The following is a 16,869-nucleotide window of genomic DNA, read 5'->3' on the forward strand; positions in this document are numbered from 1 at the left end:
TCATTGTATCAAAAAAGAAAAACTGTATAAACAATGAACTAAGATTCATTATTTACACAGTTTATTTTACACTCCCACAAAAGCATTAGCTCTATTGCCACACTAACTTCCATATTATCACCTCCACTCATATCGAATTGAATGAAGGAGCAAACAATCATAGGCATCACCTACAATCTTAATAGGATTTGCCAACTACTCATAATATTTTACTTGTTAGATTCTATTATACATTAAACCCGCACAAAAACAACTCTAAATGAGTGTTTTTGAGTGTAAATAAACGCGATGTCTCGAGTAGTGGACATCGCGTTTATTTTGCAGGAATTTACTCTCCCAAATCTACATTATGATACACTTTCTGTACATCTTCTAAGTCTTCCAGTGCATCCAGCATTTTCTCGAATTTCACTAAATCATCGCCATCTAATGTCACTTCATTTTGCGCAATCATTTCAATTTCTGCTACTGTGAACTCTTCGATGCCAGTTGCTTTCAATGCTTCTTGTACGCTATGGAAATCTTCTGGTTCAGCATAAACAATCGCTTGGCCATCTTCATCTACTACATCTCGAACATCAATATCGGCTTCCATCAATGATTCTAACAATTCGTCAGCGTCTTTATCAGGGATTCCGAAAATTGCTGTGTTATCAAACATGTAGGCCACAGAACCACTTACGCCCATGTTGCCGCCATTTTTACTGTAAGCTGCGCGGACATCTGATGCTGTGCGGTTTACATTGTTTGTTAAGGCATCCACAATCACCATCGAACCGTTGGGGCCAAAGCCTTCGTAACGTAACTCGGAATAATTTTCATCGCCTGTTCCTTTTGCTTTCTCGATAGCGCGATCAATGATGTGTTTCGGTACGTTGTATGTTTTGGCGCGTTCAATAACGAAGCGCAGTTTTTGGTTGGAATGGGGATCTGGATCGCCTTGTTTTGCGGCTACATAAATTTCAACCCCGAATTTTGCGTAAATACGACTGTTATTTGCGTCTTTTGATGCTTTCTTTTCTTTAATATTTGCCCATTTGCGGCCCATATTACCACTCTCTTTCTGATTAGGAGTTTCGCTTACTCTGTTTCATTATAAATGTATTATGCGGATTTGTTAAGTGGAGATGTGTAATTAATTCCTATTTGTTAATTTTAGGATTGAAAAAAATGGATGTAAGTACTGGTAATAGGGGAGTTAGGGTCATTGTGGACATTGTAAGTCCATATACCCAGATTTGAGATTATTTATTTTGAATGTAATCGCGTACAGTTTAGTCACAAAATTGACAAATGGCGTATAGATGCGCTTTAATCGGGCTTTAGGCGCTTTAATAATGTAAAGTGTGAAAAACATTACAATATTCTCATTTTGGTTAGAAGCACTAGTTTTTGCAGGTGTTTAGGTGTAGACTAGCTTTATTAAGAATGATGATACTTCTTCTTCATTCATGCGGGTTCTAATTACATATTCGGTTGCTTGGTCATGTGTAAGTCGGGGATTTGGATTCATTGGAAGGGGAATTAGGATGAAAAAGATTTTTAGTCTTTTAGCATCTTTTCTCTTGATACTACAAATGTTTTTACCGCAAGTGGTTTCTGCACAGGCAACGGATGATATAAAAGAGGAGAACGGTGTTACATTAACGAATGTCATTGTGAAAGAAGGAGCAAGTGATTATACGGTTATGGGTTCGATGAGGAATGATACGGAGGACGCGATAACCGGTGAGATAACCATTTCTGAAAACTTGGAGCTATCGATGTTAGATGATGGTGCTATTTTTGATGGGAATAAGCAAGAGATTGGTAAGTATACTTTGAATGGAAATGTAGTTTCGTTTTCGATTTCAGCTAAAATGAATACAGTTTTTAATTTTCGGATTGCGGGTTCGTATGACGGGAAAGTGGACAAGGCTACGTTTTCAGATGGAACGCATGTGATTTCGAGGAATATCGGAAAGGTTGATGAGGAAACTCTAAAGTCTGATGTGCCGGTGCAAAAACCAGATGTGAAACAGCAGATAAAGACTGAGGCGCCAGTTTTAAAAGAGGGACCGCAGGATTTGAAAGATATATTTGCTTCACTTGGGTATGCAGAGCAGGATCAGTCGATTTTGTCGGACATGGTTGTGACGTATACGAATAAGGATGGCGAGGTTGTGACAGAGCCTACCGTTGATGATCGGATTCATTTTGCATTTGATTGGCGTATTCCTGATGATGTTGGGGCGCTTGTGAACGAGGGTGATTATTATACGTTTGAATTGCCGGATAACGTAAAAGTTGCTCAAAATATGACGATTGATCTGGGGGAATATGGGAAGGCAGTCGTTAATAAAGATGGCACGGTAACAATAACGTTTACGGACGCTGTGAAAGGTAGCTCGGATGTGCATGGGACGCTTCATTTTGAGGCAGGCTTTGATGAGAATGTGATTGATGGACCAGGTGACACAACGATAAAAGTTCCTGGTGAGGAGAAATTGCCAAGCACCGAAGTGACGATTAAGCCTAAAGCCGGCGCTACGATTGATAAGGACGGGTATTTTGATAAGGTTCAGAATCCAGATTATGTGATTTGGAATGTTGATATTAATAAGGCGATGGATACGATTGAAAATGCGCACGTGACGGAGGCATTGCCGGATGGTTTGACGTTTGATTCGGTTCAGGTTTATCAGGTGGATGTGGATTTACGCGGAAACGTGATTGCGGGTAGTGAAAAATTGGTGACAACAGGCTATCAGGTGGATGCTGATGGGAATGTGACGTTTACAGATTCTATCGATGGTGCGTATCGACTTGTTTATAAAACAACGATTCAGGAGGATAAGAAACCGCTCGATGGTGGTAAAGTTAAATTTGAGAATCGTGCGACTCTGAGTGGTAAAGATGTGGAGGATGTGACGGCTACTGCTACGGTGGAAGCGAGCTACGGGAAAATTTTAAGTAAATCATCAACGAATTATGATCCGAATAAGCAAGTGTTTGAATGGACGATTAAGTATAATTATGGTGAAAAACATATTGATCAGAGTGATGCGGTGTTGACGGATACATTCGGCTCGGAGCGGATGGTGTTGCTCACGGATTCGGTTAGATTGTACAACGTGACATTTAATCAAGATGGGAAGGAAGTCCAAGGTGCCGAGCTTGTTGCGGGTAAGGACTATGAGTTGATTGAGACGGAGAAAGGTTTTGAGATTCGCTTTTTACATGATGTGGACGGCGGCGTAAAAATTAAATACAAGACTGGTATTGATGGGCATATTGACGAGGATATAAACGTGTCAAATGGTGTTGATATTAGCACTGGTCAACATGGTGGGTCGACAGGGACGGTGTATCAGCAGAATTTGGTGAAAAAACTGGGTGCTGTGGATTATGATAACAAGACAGTTGCCTGGAACATTGATGTAAATAAAAATCATTATGTGATGAAAAATTGGAAACTAACGGACAAATTGAGTGACGGTTTGACCTTACTTCCAGATACGATGAAGGTTTATGATGTGGACGCGAAGTACGAGCTTGTAGTGGGTAAGGATTATGAGCTTGTATATAATAAGAACGAAAACGAGTTTACGCTTGAATTTTTGAATGGGTATAAAGAGGAGACGACTCATGCGTTCACGATATCGTATAGTACGACGTTTAACACGCAATGGGTAGACAAGGTAGATCAGGATAAGACTTTCAAAAATAAGGCTTCATCGGCTTGGTTGGATGAGTTTGGTGGCCCGCATGAGAGTCATGATGATGCGACATTTGATCCGAACAAACCTGCGAAATACAATGGGTTTAAAAATGGTTCTTACAATGCGCAAACGCGTCTTATTACGTGGGAAATTGGGATTAACTATGATGGCACGGATTTAGATAATGCCCAAATTATTGATCCGATTTTAGGCAATCAGCAATTCGTGAAGGGTTCTGTGAAGATTTATCATTATACAGTGAATTCAGATGGTTCGATTGCCAAAGGTCAGGAAGTTAGTGATACGTCTGATTTTGTGATTAATGAGCCTTCGAAGCGTAACAATAATACGTTGACGGTGAACTTCCCGCATGGAGAATCTGCGATGTATCTCGTGGACTTCCAAACGAGTGTGGAAGGGCAATTGGTTGCTGCGAATTATAAAAACGATGCAGTTTTCAAGAATAATGATTATCCAGATCATACGCTTAGCGCGGAGGTTTCGGTTACACACGGTGGAAAGTTGGCCGTGAAATCGGGTGAACAGGATGAGGATGGATTTGTGAATTGGAAAGTAACAGTGAATCCTAGTTTGTCACAAGTGGATGATGTTGTTGTAACGGATCGCCCATCTCCGAACCAATCGATTGATTTGGATTCCGTTGTTATTTTGGGTACGCTTGTGAAATCAGATGGGACACTGGAAACAAATGATCGAAATTCATTGGTGGAAGGCACGGATTATACAGTTGAGTTAACCACGGATAATGAAACAGGGCAACAAGAGCTGAAAATTAGTTTTGCGAATCAATTGAACGAGGCGTATGTTATCAAATACCGCACGATGGTTCTGATGACTGGAAATAAAGATAAGGTTTCCAATGATGTTAAAATTACAGGCAATCACGAGGAGCAAGTAATTGGCGGTGATAATACCGAAGTTGATGTAATCGTGTCAGAAGGCGGTGGCACAGCAGTTGGCACGAAAGGTAGCATTTCTTTTGAAAAAGTTAATGGGGAAGACCAAGCGCTGCAAAATGCTAAATTTGAACTGCGAGATAAAAATGACCAACTTGTTATTCGTACTGGCACAGTCGATCAAAATGGAAAACTAACGTTTGGTAATTTGCCATATGGAACGTATATTTTGAAGGAAATTGAAGCGCCAGATGGTTATAGCGTTTCGGAGGAACTCGCGAACGGGAAAAAAGTGACGATTTCTAAAGACAGTAGTCGCGCAAATATTTTTGAAAAGCTAGTAAACAGCCCGAATAAGGTGACGCTGACGAAACAAAATGGAGAACATGAAGCTTTAGCCGGAGCCGTTTTCAAATTGCAGTGGCAAGTTGGTGATTCGTGGATTGATATTCGCCCAGATGAAAGCTATACGAGCGATGCTAACGGTAAATTAGAAGTGGATGGGCTTATGCCAGCGAATTATCGATTTATTGAAATAGCAGCACCAAATGGTTATATTATCAATAGTGACCCGATTCCTTTTAGCGTTGAAAAAGCAGCGACAGGTGTGATTCCTGATGTTACAGTGGGTCCTTTTATAAATTATCAAGGTAGCGCGCTCCTTGTGAAAAAAGGCGATGATGGGAAATTGCTGCCGGGAGCGATATTCAAAGTGGTGGATGCATCGGGTGAAACGGTGCAAGATAACCTTGTGACAGACGATGATGGGCAAGTCGAAGTAATGGATTTAGCGCCTGGTGATTACCGGTTTATTGAGACTAAAGCACCTGATGGCTATATTTTAGACACGACGCCAAAAGCCTTTACGATAAAGGGCAGAGTGGATGGAAAACCGGAAAAAGTTGAAGTCGGCGAAGTTGTGAATTATAAAGGTCAGGCTGTGTTGCATAAACGAGATGCAGCAGGCGATGCGCTAGAAGGGGCGGTTTTTGAGCTTTTAGATAAAGAAGGGAATAGGTTACATGAGGTGACGTCGGATGAAAATGGTGCTGTTACTCTGAACAATCTGGAGCCAGGCGATTATCAGTTAGTGGAAATTCTAGCACCGGCGGGATATTTATTAAATGAACAGCCTATTTTATTCAACATCAAGCCAAGTAGTGATGGAATACCAAAAGTTTTAGATTTGGGCGTATTTGTGAATTATCAAGGCGCTGTAGTATTAACAAAAACAGATATGAACAATCGACCTTTGGCAGGAGCAGAGTTTGACCTAATAGGTAAAGATGAGGACGTAGTTGCTAGTAAATTAATATCAAATAGCGATGGCAAAATAGAAGTGTCCGATTTGGCACCAGGTAATTACTACTTTGTTGAAACGAAAGCACCTGCGGGATATGAAATTGATAGCAAGCCGATTCATTTCACGATAGCAGACACAGCAATGGGCGAGCCAGAAAAATTCGAAATCAGTTTTTCCAATCATAAAATTCCAGAGAAAGTGACGCCGCCTGATAACAAAAATCCGAAAGTGAATGAGAAAGTAGTGATTCCGAATCATAAGAAGAAAGAGCCAGAGCAGTTAACAGGAAATTCTAAACTACCAGCAACAGGTGATACAAATACTGAATCAGGATGGCTTGTTTTGACAGGTGCGGTCATGCTTGCAGGTTTATTACGATACAATAAAAAGTAACGGGCAGATAAGTGATGTATGAATAATCACTATCTCGTAAATGAAGTGGCTGGGAAATCTGAACCAGCCACTTTCTTACGTCTAGTCAAGCATAAATGGTAAGTATAGCAAGAATACGTATCATTTATACGATATATAATCAGAAGATTATTATCAGCATGGAGTTCCGCATGATTTTGTACTATAATAGAAGTATAAAGTCGAATGGAGGAACTAAAATATGGCTGATTTGCCAAGATGTCCAGAATGTAATTCAGAATACACGTACGAAGATAGAGGTCTATTTATTTGTCCAGAATGTGGTCATGAATGGTCTGTTGACGCGGCTGAAGCAAGTGATGACGTGAGGGTTGTTCGCGATTCTAATGGAAATGTTTTAACTGATGGCGATTCTATCACGGTGATTAAGGACTTGAAAGTAAAAGGAAGTTCATCCGTGGTCAAAATTGGAACGAAAGTCAAAAACATTCGTTTAGTAGAAGGCGATCACGATATTGACTGTAAAATCGATGGTTTTGGACCGATGAAATTAAAATCAGAGTTTGTTAAGAAGCTTTGATTTGAGTGAGGGGAGGCCGGGACAAAACTCATTTTCACACAAAACTAAGCAAGGTAACACGAGCCCTTTTTTCGGGTAAGACGTGCATCTTGCTTTATACAAATCGAGCGAAAGCGTTTGTATTCCGGGGATTTGGAATGGATTAACCGTTCACTTTGTTCACGCTTATATTGGGACTGTAACTCATTTTATTCGAACATTCCCAACAAAGCAGGGAGGGAGTCGTATTCCCGACTATGCAAGAAGTTAAGCGAAACTGTTCTTGTGTAGCAGAACCGGTGGATAGATTAACCGTTCCCTGCGTTCACGCTTATATTGGGACTGTAACTCATTTCATTTCGAACAGTCCCAACAATGCGAGCGCCTGTCGCCGATTTATTGAGATTATGTCCCGTCCTCTTTTTAAATGGGGGTAGAGGAATGAGATATATTAAATCACAAATGAAGCAATTGGTCAGAGAAGATGCGCGATTGCAGCAGAAGTTGAAACAGCTGATGGAAGAGCACGATTTGGAGAAAAGTTTCGCTTTAAAGGCGTTGTACCATGCGGAAGTTGCTGATAGCGGGAAGTACATGGAAGCGTATCAGGAATTAGATTATTTGAAATAAACTACTGAATACCAACTTTTTTGACCAATCTGCGTAAAGCATAATCTTCGTCTCACTCTAGTAATGGGTAAGACGATTTTTATTTTTCCTTATTTTTTAGTAAAATTAATAAAAAAAGTGCGATATTTTACTGTTTTGTCTGGCGATTTTTTTACTTTAGTTCTATAATAAGTCTATTAAATACTTTTAAAAGGTGATAAAATGGCGACGATGACGGATATTGCGAAATTGGCGGGTGTTTCGATAGCAACGGTTTCTCGAGTATTAAATTATGATGAAACACTCTCGGCCTCAGAAGAAACGCGACGTAAAATTTTTGAGATTGCGGAGAGTTTAGATTATACGAAACATAAGCAGAAATCTACAAAAAAAGTAGGTAAAATTGCGATTGTGCAGTGGAATACGGAAGAGGAAGAGCTGAATGATATTTATTATATGTCGATTCGGATTGGGGCGGAGAATCGTGCGCGGGACCATGGAATTGAGATTTCAACATTGTATGAACTAGGAAAGATTACGTCAGCAGCCATCGATGGAATTTTGGCGATTGGCAAATTCACGTGGCAGCAAGTGGAGCAGTTACAGGCGATTCATAGTAATATTTGTTTTGTGGATACAGACTATCGGTTGAATAAATATGATTCGGTTGTCATTGATTTTAGGCAATCAACGCGAGATGTGATTGACTATTTTGTGCAGGGTGGACATACGAATATTGGTTTTATTGGTGCAGAAGAGCGCAGTGAAATTGATGGGAATATGAATGATCCGCGTTCAGTTGCTTATGTGGCTTATATGAAGGAGCGGGAACTATACGAAAAGCAGAATATGTTTGTAGTTGGTGGACGTTTTGATGTGCCTTCTGGTTACGAACAGATGAAACAAGCGATTCAGCAACTTGGGGACGATTTACCAACTGCGTTTTTCGTAGCGAACGACCCAATGGCAATCGGATGTCTGCGGGCTCTTGCTGAACATAACATTTCGGTTCCCGAGCGCGTGAGCATCGTTGGCTTCAATGATATTAGTGTTTCTCAGTATGTTTCGCCAGCGCTTAGCACGATTCGAGTGTATACCGAATTCATGGGCGAGGAAGGCATGGATATGTTATATGAGCGCATGAATGGACGCAAAATTGCCAAACGTACTATCTTAGAGACAGATTTGATTATTAGAGAAAGTTCCGAATAAGGCATTTTAAAATCCTGCTACGTTCAGTTAAATAGCTGAATGTAGCGGGTTTTTTTTATTTTTAGTAAATAAAGAGTAAAAAATATTGACTTTTAACTAAAAATTTGTTATTCTGTTGAAGAAGTATATTACAGATTTTCACAAACTAACAAAATGTTAGCGATTACAAAAATGGAGGGGTAAGGAATGAAAAAACGTTTTTCGGTTTTGTTGATGATTAGTATGTTGGCAGTGATAGCTTTAGCGGCTTGTGGAGGTGGTTCTGCGGACAGCGCCAGCAAGAACAAGAAGGAATTGACGGCTTGGGCTTGGAATGTGAATGTAAAGGCATTGGAGGAAGCAGCGAAGCAATACGAGAAAGATAACAAAGGGTTTAAGTTGAAAGTAGTTGAAATGAGCAATACGGATGCCTACCAAAAAATCACAACAGGTCTCCAAGCTGGTGGTAAAGGGTTACCAGACATTTTGCTAATTGAAGATGATCAAGTGCAAGGGTACTTAGAGAATTTTCCAAAAGCGTTTGTGAACTTGTCGGATAAAGGGTTTGATGATGAAAAAAGCAAATTCCCAGATTATAAAATCAGTCTTTTAAGTAAAAAAGATAAAATATACGGATTCCCATTTGATGCTGGTCCTACAGGTGTTTTCTACCGGACAGATATTTTCAAAGAGGCTGGTGTAGATCCTAAAAAGATTCAAACTTGGGATGATTACATTGAAGCAGGTAAAACTATTAAGCAAAAAACAGGTAAAGATATGATTGGTATGGACTATAACAATGATGATGGACAATACCGTATCATGTTGAACACACTCGGTACGTTCTATTTTGACGATAAGGGTGATATCGCATTTACATCGGATGAGTCTGTAAAAGCGATGAGTACGATTCAAAAAATTAAAGATGCTGGTATTTCGAAAAATACGTCTGGTTGGGATCCTTGGGTGAGCGCGCTGGCAAATGGAGAAGTTGTGACGGCTCCAACTGGGGCTTGGTTCTCAGGCTCATTGATTCAACAAGCGCCTGATTTAGCTGGTAAATGGAGTGTTTTCCCAATTCCATCTGTTGAAAAAGATGGAAGTCATGCAGCCAACAATGGCGGTAGTAATTTCATGATTCCAACAGTGAGCGAGAAATCGGATGAAGCATATAAGTTCTTGAAATATTTCAGTACTTCTAATGATGTGCAGGAGTTAGCGATGAGTGAAGGTGGGTTATTCCCGTCTTTAAACACAGTATATGAAACAGGGACGTTCAAGAATAAAGGTGATTATTTCACGCAAGATAACATTTGGCAGTTGTTTGCCGCTGAGATGAATGAAATTAAACCAGCGAACTATACTGGGAACTTCTCTATCGCTAAAGATGAAGCTGTAAAAGCGCAGTCAAAAGTGCTGGAAGGTGGCGACGTGAAAGATGCATTAGAAGCCGCGAAGAAAAGTCTAGCCAACCGAATTCAACAGTAAAAAAGGGATTCAGTCTACCCCTAGTAAATCGGCGACAAGCGCTCGCATTCCAAGAGTTTAGCGGACTTCCGGTTCTGCTACGCAATACTTGCTACGCTTAACTTCTTGCATGGTCGAGGAAACTACCCTCTCCCTGCTTTCAGTCATCACATACACCAGTATGCTCCGCTTCCGGCTTCCACCAAACTCTCGGAATACAAACGCTTTCGCTCGATTTGTGTAAGGTGATATTTAGGATATACTCGAAAAAATTGGTGATTATTAGCTGTAGATTCGAGTTTTAACAATCCTTATTATGTGATAGGAGAATGGACATTATGAGTAGAAGTAAGGCGTTTCCGTATGTATTTATTTTGCCGTCGGTATTATTGTTTGTTGTTTTTATTTTATATCCGATTATTTCGTCGTTTGTGCTCAGTTTTCAGACGAGTGATGGTGGAGAATTATCGTTTGCTGGGCTGGCGAATTATGAACGATTGTTGCATGATGAAATCTTTTGGAAAGCTTTGAAAAATACGTTTATTATTTTCATTTTCCAAGTACCGATTATGCTGTTTTTGGGGCTTGTTTTGGCAACGGTACTGAATAATAAGTTACTAAAATGGAAAGGCTTTTTTCGAGTTGGCTTTTATTTACCAGCAGTGACTTCGCTTGTGGCGTATTCTTTGTTATTTTCGATTATGTTGCAAGATTCGGGTTTAATTAATAATTTATTGTCGTACATAGGAATTGGACCGATTCCTTGGCTGTCTTCGGCGAGTTGGTCGAAGGTGTCGATTATTTTAGCGATGATTTGGCGTTGGACGGGTTACAATATGGTCATTTATTTGGCAGCATTGCAAAATATACCGGAAGATACGTATGAAGCCGCAGATATGGATGGCGCTGGGAAAATACGTCAGTTCTTTAGTATTACGATTCCGCAGTTGAAACCGGTCATTCTTTTTACGGCGATTCTGTCGACAATTGGTACGTTGCAATTATTTGACGAGCCTTTTAACTTAACAAAAGGTGGACCGGCTGATTCGACGATGACGCTAGGTTTGTACATTTACCAAAATGGATTTAAGTATTTTGACTTTAATTACGCATCAGCGGTTGCTTATGTTGTGGTGATTATTGTCGCTGTGCTGTCCTTTATTCAATTCAAATTTGCGGGAGCTGAGAAAAAATGAGTGAGAGAATGATGGGAAGAACGATTGGTAGATATGTGTTACTCGCGATTTTTATGGTTATTTCTATCTTTCCGTTTTATTGGATGTTAATTGGGGCGACGAATCATTCAAGTAAGATGTTTTCGAAGCCGATTACACTTTTGCCAGGTAAGGAATTTATTACGAACTTAGTGAATTTAAATGATAATATCGGAATTTATCGGGTGCTGTTTAACTCGCTACTTGTTTCGGGAGCTTATGTGTTTTTGGCGCTTGCGATTAGTACGGCTGCGGCTTATGTACTCGCAAAATTTCAGTTCCGTGGTGCGAATTTGATTTTCTTATTGTTCATGCTTTCGATGATGATTCCGTCACAGGCAACGGTGATTCCACTGTTTAAATTGATGTCCAATTTTGAGTTACTAAACACGTATTTTGCGTTGATTGTACCGCAACTTTGTTATCCATTTGCAATCTTTTTAATGCGTCAAAATTTCATGGCGTTTCCGAGTGAATTGCTAGAGTCGGCGCGATTGGACGGAGCTGGGGAATATCGGATTTTTTTCCAGATTGTACTCCCATCGATGAAACCCGCACTTGCTGCGACATCGATTTTCTTGTTTATGACGCAATGGAATAACTTTATGTGGCCACTCGTTGTGACGACTTCAAGTGAAATGTATACATTCCCCGTTGCGCTATCAAGCTTGATGGGCGTGTCATTCACAGATTACGGACAAGTAATGACGGGGATTACATTTGCGACGATTCCGATTATTATTTTCTTCTTGATGTTGCAAAAACACTTTATTTCAGGAATGCTGGGCAGTGCGCTCAAGTAATTTTAGGAGGTTATGGAAATGGTTCGTGAACAGCAAAATTTTTATTACGGTGGAGATTACAATCCGGAGCAGTGGGATGAGTCGGTTTGGCTAGAAGATATGCGGTTGATGAAAAAGGCGGGCGTGAATTATGTCAGCGTAAATATTTTTAGTTGGGCAAAGTTGCAACCGAATGAGGAAACATATGATTTTACAACGCTGGATAAGATTATGAATATGCTTGCAGAAAATGGCATTGGAGTGGACTTGGCAACGGGGACTGCGGCTCCGCCTGCTTGGATTGCGCATAAATATCCGGATTCGCTACCAATGGATGTGAATGGTACACGCTTGTTGCCGGGGTCTAGGCAGCATTATTGTCCGAATAGCACGGATTATGCGCGCTTGGCAGGAGCTTTGACGCGAAAAGTAGCAGAGCGCTATCATGATCATCCGGCACTTGTGATGTGGCATATTAACAATGAGTATGGCTGTCATATTGGCGAGTGTTATTGCGAAAAATGCCAAGTGGATTTTCAAGTCTGGTTGAAGGAAAAGTATGGCACGACCCAGCAGTTGAATGTAAGTTGGTCAACGGATTTTTGGAGTCAGCGTTACTACGAATGGGAAGAAATTTTCTTGCCTGGGAAGACTCCAACATACGCGAACCCAAATCAGCAGGTGGACTTTAAACGTTTCATGAGTGATTCATTGCTGAATTTGTATAAAATGGAACGGGATATTTTGCGGGAGTTTTCGAAGGATATTCCGATTATGACCAATTTGATGGGGCTACATAAGCCGATTGATGGTTTTAAATGGGCGCCAGAGATGGATTTAGTCTCTTGGGATGCATATCCAGATCCCCATGATGTAATTCCGTATGCGCAGTTTATGGCGCATGATTTGACGCGGAGTTTGAAGAAAAAGCCATTTTTATTGATGGAGCAGGCAGCAAGTGCGGTCAATTGGAGAAGTCAGAACGGTGTGAAAACACCTGGTGTGATGCGCTTGTGGAGTTATGAATCGATTGCGCATGGTGCGGACGGAATCATGTTTTTCCAATGGCGAGCGTCTCAAGGTGGTGCGGAGAAGTTCCATAGCGGAATGGTGCCTCATTCTGGCGACGAGGATAGTCGTAATTTTAGAGAGGTTGCGGAATTAGGACAGGAGTTGCGCGGATTGGATGAGCTCGTTGGTTCGGAGTTTGATGCGCAAGTTGCGATTATTTTTGATTGGGAGAATTGGTGGGCGCTTGAGCTTGATTCCAAGCCGTCTGATTTGGTGACATATATGCGTCAGTTATTGGCTTACTATAAAGTATTGCATCGTTTGAATGTGCGGGTTGATTTTGTGCATCCAAGTGAGGATTTGACAGGTTACAAAGTGGTGTTTGCACCGGCCACTTATCAGGCTTCACAGGATTTTGCGGCAAAGGTTGCGGAGTACGTGAAGGCTGGCGGTCATTTTGTAGCGAATTTCTTTAGTGGTATTGTGGACGAGAATGAGCGTGTATACTTGGGCGGGTACCCAGGTGCGTATCGTGATGTGTTAGGCATTTATGTGGAGGAATTTGCTCCGTTAAAACGCGGGGTGAAGCATGAGATTCAGACACAGTATGGTGATTTTGATATTGCGATTTGGGAGGAAGTGATTCATTTACGTGGTGCGGAGGCGATTGCTTCGTTTAAAGATGGTTATGTGAAGAATATGCCGGCTGTGACGGTGAACAAGTTTGGTGCGGGAACGGCATATTACATCGGGACGCAACCGGATGCGGGCTATTTGGAGAAATTGTTGCGTGATTGTCTGACTGTTGCGGAGATTGCGCCACCGTTTGATGTGCCGGATGGTGTGGAAGTGACAGTGCGCCGTAAAGGGGAAGTGGTGTATTATTTCTTCTTGAATCACACGGATAAGACGCAGGTTTTTCCGATTGGTGGAACCTTTGCAGAGTTAATTAGTGGCGCGGAGGTTGCGGATTTTATGACATTACCTGCACGTGATGTAAGCATTTTAAAAGGATGATGGAGGTGCGCGGAAATGGGAATTTCTTATGATGAGGCGCAACGAGTGTTTCATTTGCGTGGAAAAGATGTCAGCTATGTGCTCGGTGTAGTGCGTGACGGTTATTTGGCGCATTTATACTATGGAAAAGGGCTTCGTGAATTTGCAGGTTCCAATGGTTTGACGTTCATTAAGCGCGACTTTTCGCCAAGCGTTAGCATTGGAGATGAGACGTTTTCGTTGGATTCCTTGCCCCAGGAATACCCACAGTATGGTAATACAGATTTTCGCAAGCCGGCGTATCAGGTGATGGGAAAAGACGGGGCAACAATTTCAGATTTGCGCTATGAATCTCATCGTATTTTTGCTGGAAAAATGAAGCTAGATGGGCTACCGGCTTCATATGTGGAGCAGGATCGTGATGCGGATACGCTTGAGATTACGATGGTGGATGCGGTTCTGGAATTGCGTGTTGTTTTGCAGTATACCATTTTCGAGGCAGACAATGTGATTACTAGGTCTGCTCGATTTGTGAATGATGGACAGGATTCGTTACAAATTTTGAAAGCGGCAAGTGCGTGTATTGATTTTAAGGACAGTAATTATGATTTACTCACTTTGCCTGGCGCTTGGGGAAACGAGCGGCAAGTGGAGCGAGCGCCATTACGACATGGAATGCAGAGTGTTGATAGTGTTCGTGGTGCTAGTAGTCATCAGCAGAATCCGTTTGTGGCGTTGTTAGAAAAACAAACAACGGAGGAGTTCGGCGAGGCATATGGCTTCAACTTGGTGTACAGCGGAAATTTCGAGGCTTCTGTTGAGGTAGATCAATTTGCGACTACGCGAGTTATTCTTGGGATTCATTCTTTTAATTTCGATTGGCAACTTGAGTCAGGAGATACCTTTCAGACTCCTGAGGTTGTAATGGTTTATTCGGATGCCGGGCTAGGGGGCATGTCGCGTCAATATCATCGTTTTTATCAGAAACATTTGCTAAGAGGCGTTTACCGCGACAAAACACGACCAATCTTGGTGAATAATTGGGAAGCAACATACTTTGATTTCACCGAAGAAAAGATTTTGGATATCGCAAAAGTGGGTAGCAAACTCGGAATGGAGCTGCTCGTACTGGATGACGGCTGGTTTGGCAAGCGGAATTCCGATAAATCATCGCTCGGAGATTGGTTTGTAAACGACGAAAAACTACCGAACGGTCTGAGAAATCTAGCGGAAAATGTGAATGATCTGGGCATGAAATTTGGATTATGGTTTGAACCGGAGATGGTCTCAGTGGATAGTGACTTGTATAGCGCGCATCCTGATTGGTGCATGCATGTACCGAAACGTGCGAAATCTGAAAGCCGCAACCAGCTAGTGCTTGATTTTTCTAGAGAAGATGTTTGTGCAGAAATTACGCGTCGTATGGCGGTAATTTTAGAAGAAGTGCCTATTAGTTATGTGAAATGGGATATGAACAGGCATCTGACCGAAGTTGGTTCTGCTCATTTCTCGAGCGAGCAGCAACAGGAGATTGCGCATCGTCATATTCTAGGCGTGTACGGCGTCATGGATGCAATCACCACGCAGTTCCCAGATGTTCTATTCGAAAGTTGTTCGGGCGGAGGTGGGCGCTTTGATCCGGGAATGCTATATTACATGCCTCAAACGTGGACGAGCGACAACACCGATGCCGTTTCACGCTTGAAAATTCAATATGGCACGAGCCTTGTTTATCCGATTGTCGCGATGGGCTCTCACGTTTCTAGTGCTCCTAACCATCAAGTTGGCCGTTTCACGTCGCTTGAAATGCGTGGAAACGTTGCAATGTCAGGTAATCTAGGCTACGAGCTGGACTTAACAACATTGACAGAGGATGAACAAGAAATAGTCCGCCATCAAATTGAAACGTACAAAGAAATCCGAGAACTTATCCAATTCGGTGATTTTTACCGTCTAAAAAGCCCATTTGAAGGAAATGAAACAGCATGGATGTTCGTGGATAAAGCTAAAACAGAAGGCTATGTATTCTATTTCCAAGTTTTAGCCGCACCAGCACGGCCATTGCAATTCGTGAAGTTAGCAGGTTTAAATGCAGCTGCACAATACAAGCTTCACGGAACCGAGCAAGTTTTCGGCGGTGATGAACTGATGTACGCAGGAATGAAAGTCCCAACCTCGCTAATTGGCGACTTCCAAACGGTAAGTTGGCACTTTCAAATAAAGAAATAGCGATATAGACCCAAATGTCAGTTAAACTATGGTAGAATGGATGTTTAATATATTACAAAGGAGAGTTTTAAAATGGGATTTTCAGAAGCATTCAAGGCATTTTGGGGGAATTATACTAATTTTAGTGGGAGAGCAAGCCGCTCGGAGTATTGGTTTGCGCAGTTAGCGATTTGGATTATTTTCTTTGTACTAGGTATCTTTGGATTTTTTAGTAAGTTCGTGTATTATGCAGAAGGAATTGTGGGTATATTTTTTGTAATTCCGATGTTAAGCTTAGCAATTCGCCGTTTACATGATACAAACAAAAGCGGTTGGTTCATTTTGATGGGGCTTATTCCGTTAGTTGGTTGGATTATCATGCTAGTTTTCTATTGTACAGCAGGAGATAAAGGTTCTAACCGCTTTGGTGAAGATCCATTAGCTAAATAAGACAAAAAAGTTGAGGATGGGACAAAAGTTGATCTACAAATCAACGGATGTTCCATCCTCTTCTTACGATTAGTCAACCAATAAACCTT

General features: G+C 41.4%; 11 protein-coding genes. 10 read left to right on the top strand and 1 reads right to left on the bottom strand.

Translation table 11 applies throughout. The annotated features are described in order from the left end of the window. Positions 1-328 precede the first annotated feature (328 nt). Entirely contained in the window at positions 329-1,048 is a 720-nt protein-coding gene (locus tag R8925_RS14585) for a YebC/PmpR family DNA-binding transcriptional regulator (RefSeq protein WP_430536518.1), read from the bottom strand. A 481-nt stretch (positions 1,049-1,529) separates the two neighbouring features. Between R8925_RS14585 and R8925_RS14590 the strand changes: the two genes are divergently transcribed. The 10 genes from R8925_RS14590 (at position 1,530) to R8925_RS14635 (ending at position 16,780) form a co-directional block, all read left to right on the top strand. After that, the gene (locus R8925_RS14590) at positions 1,530-6,314 is read left to right on the top strand and encodes a SpaA isopeptide-forming pilin-related protein (protein WP_430536519.1); all 4,785 of its coding nucleotides are present in this window, start codon (positions 1,530-1,532) and stop codon (positions 6,312-6,314) included. A gap of 220 nt (positions 6,315-6,534) precedes the next feature. Next, entirely contained in the window at positions 6,535-6,873 is a 339-nt protein-coding gene (locus tag R8925_RS14595) for a zinc ribbon domain-containing protein YjdM (RefSeq protein WP_430536520.1), read from the top strand. A gap of 420 nt (positions 6,874-7,293) precedes the next feature. Further along, positions 7,294-7,482 (top strand): hypothetical protein, encoded by a 189-nt coding sequence (locus tag R8925_RS14600; RefSeq protein WP_430536521.1) that lies wholly within the window; start codon positions 7,294-7,296, stop codon positions 7,480-7,482. Positions 7,483-7,683: 201 nt separating this feature from the next. Next, on the top strand, positions 7,684-8,673 hold the full coding sequence (locus tag R8925_RS14605) for a LacI family DNA-binding transcriptional regulator (protein ID WP_430536522.1): 990 nt from the start codon (positions 7,684-7,686) through the stop codon (positions 8,671-8,673). Positions 8,674-8,859: 186 nt separating this feature from the next. Then, complete coding sequence (locus R8925_RS14610) at positions 8,860-10,140, top strand: ABC transporter substrate-binding protein (protein ID WP_430536523.1); 1,281 nt, start codon at positions 8,860-8,862, stop codon at positions 10,138-10,140. A 317-nt stretch (positions 10,141-10,457) separates the two neighbouring features. Beyond that, positions 10,458-11,315, top strand: coding sequence for a carbohydrate ABC transporter permease (locus tag R8925_RS14615; protein WP_430536524.1), 858 nt, complete (start codon positions 10,458-10,460; stop codon positions 11,313-11,315). Beyond that, positions 11,312-12,136 carry a carbohydrate ABC transporter permease gene (locus R8925_RS14620; RefSeq protein ID WP_430536525.1) on the top strand — a complete coding sequence of 275 codons (825 nt, stop codon included), beginning with the start codon at positions 11,312-11,314 and terminating at the stop codon, positions 12,134-12,136. Before R8925_RS14615 ends, R8925_RS14620 begins: the two co-directional genes overlap by 4 nt. 18 nt (positions 12,137-12,154) lie before the next feature. Then, complete coding sequence (locus R8925_RS14625) at positions 12,155-14,143, top strand: beta-galactosidase (protein WP_430536526.1); 1,989 nt, start codon at positions 12,155-12,157, stop codon at positions 14,141-14,143. A 15-nt stretch (positions 14,144-14,158) separates the two neighbouring features. After that, positions 14,159-16,351 carry an alpha-galactosidase gene (locus tag R8925_RS14630; RefSeq protein ID WP_430536527.1) on the top strand — a complete coding sequence of 731 codons (2,193 nt, stop codon included), beginning with the start codon at positions 14,159-14,161 and terminating at the stop codon, positions 16,349-16,351. 72 nt (positions 16,352-16,423) lie between these two features. Further along, positions 16,424-16,780, top strand: a complete 357-nt coding sequence (locus R8925_RS14635) for a DUF805 domain-containing protein (protein ID WP_430536528.1) — start codon at positions 16,424-16,426, stop codon at positions 16,778-16,780. The last annotated feature ends 89 nt before the right edge of the window (positions 16,781-16,869 follow it).

The sequence above is a fragment of the Listeria rocourtiae subsp. hofi genome, assembly GCF_963575615.1.
Lineage (GTDB): Bacteria > Bacillota > Bacilli > Lactobacillales > Listeriaceae > Listeria_A > Listeria_A hofi.

Coding starts and splice junctions, on each gene's coding strand:
- R8925_RS14610 (WP_430536523.1), top strand. CDS start 8,860: ATGAAAAAACGTTTTTCGGTTTTGTTGATGATTAGTATGTTGGCAGTG.
- R8925_RS14585 (WP_430536518.1), bottom strand. CDS start 1,048: ATGGGCCGCAAATGGGCAAATATTAAAGAAAAGAAAGCATCAAAAGAC.
- R8925_RS14630 (WP_430536527.1), top strand. CDS start 14,159: ATGGGAATTTCTTATGATGAGGCGCAACGAGTGTTTCATTTGCGTGGA.
- R8925_RS14620 (WP_430536525.1), top strand. CDS start 11,312: ATGAGTGAGAGAATGATGGGAAGAACGATTGGTAGATATGTGTTACTC.
- R8925_RS14600 (WP_430536521.1), top strand. CDS start 7,294: ATGAGATATATTAAATCACAAATGAAGCAATTGGTCAGAGAAGATGCG.
- R8925_RS14635 (WP_430536528.1), top strand. CDS start 16,424: ATGGGATTTTCAGAAGCATTCAAGGCATTTTGGGGGAATTATACTAAT.
- R8925_RS14590 (WP_430536519.1), top strand. CDS start 1,530: ATGAAAAAGATTTTTAGTCTTTTAGCATCTTTTCTCTTGATACTACAA.
- R8925_RS14625 (WP_430536526.1), top strand. CDS start 12,155: ATGGTTCGTGAACAGCAAAATTTTTATTACGGTGGAGATTACAATCCG.
- R8925_RS14615 (WP_430536524.1), top strand. CDS start 10,458: ATGAGTAGAAGTAAGGCGTTTCCGTATGTATTTATTTTGCCGTCGGTA.
- R8925_RS14605 (WP_430536522.1), top strand. CDS start 7,684: ATGGCGACGATGACGGATATTGCGAAATTGGCGGGTGTTTCGATAGCA.
- R8925_RS14595 (WP_430536520.1), top strand. CDS start 6,535: ATGGCTGATTTGCCAAGATGTCCAGAATGTAATTCAGAATACACGTAC.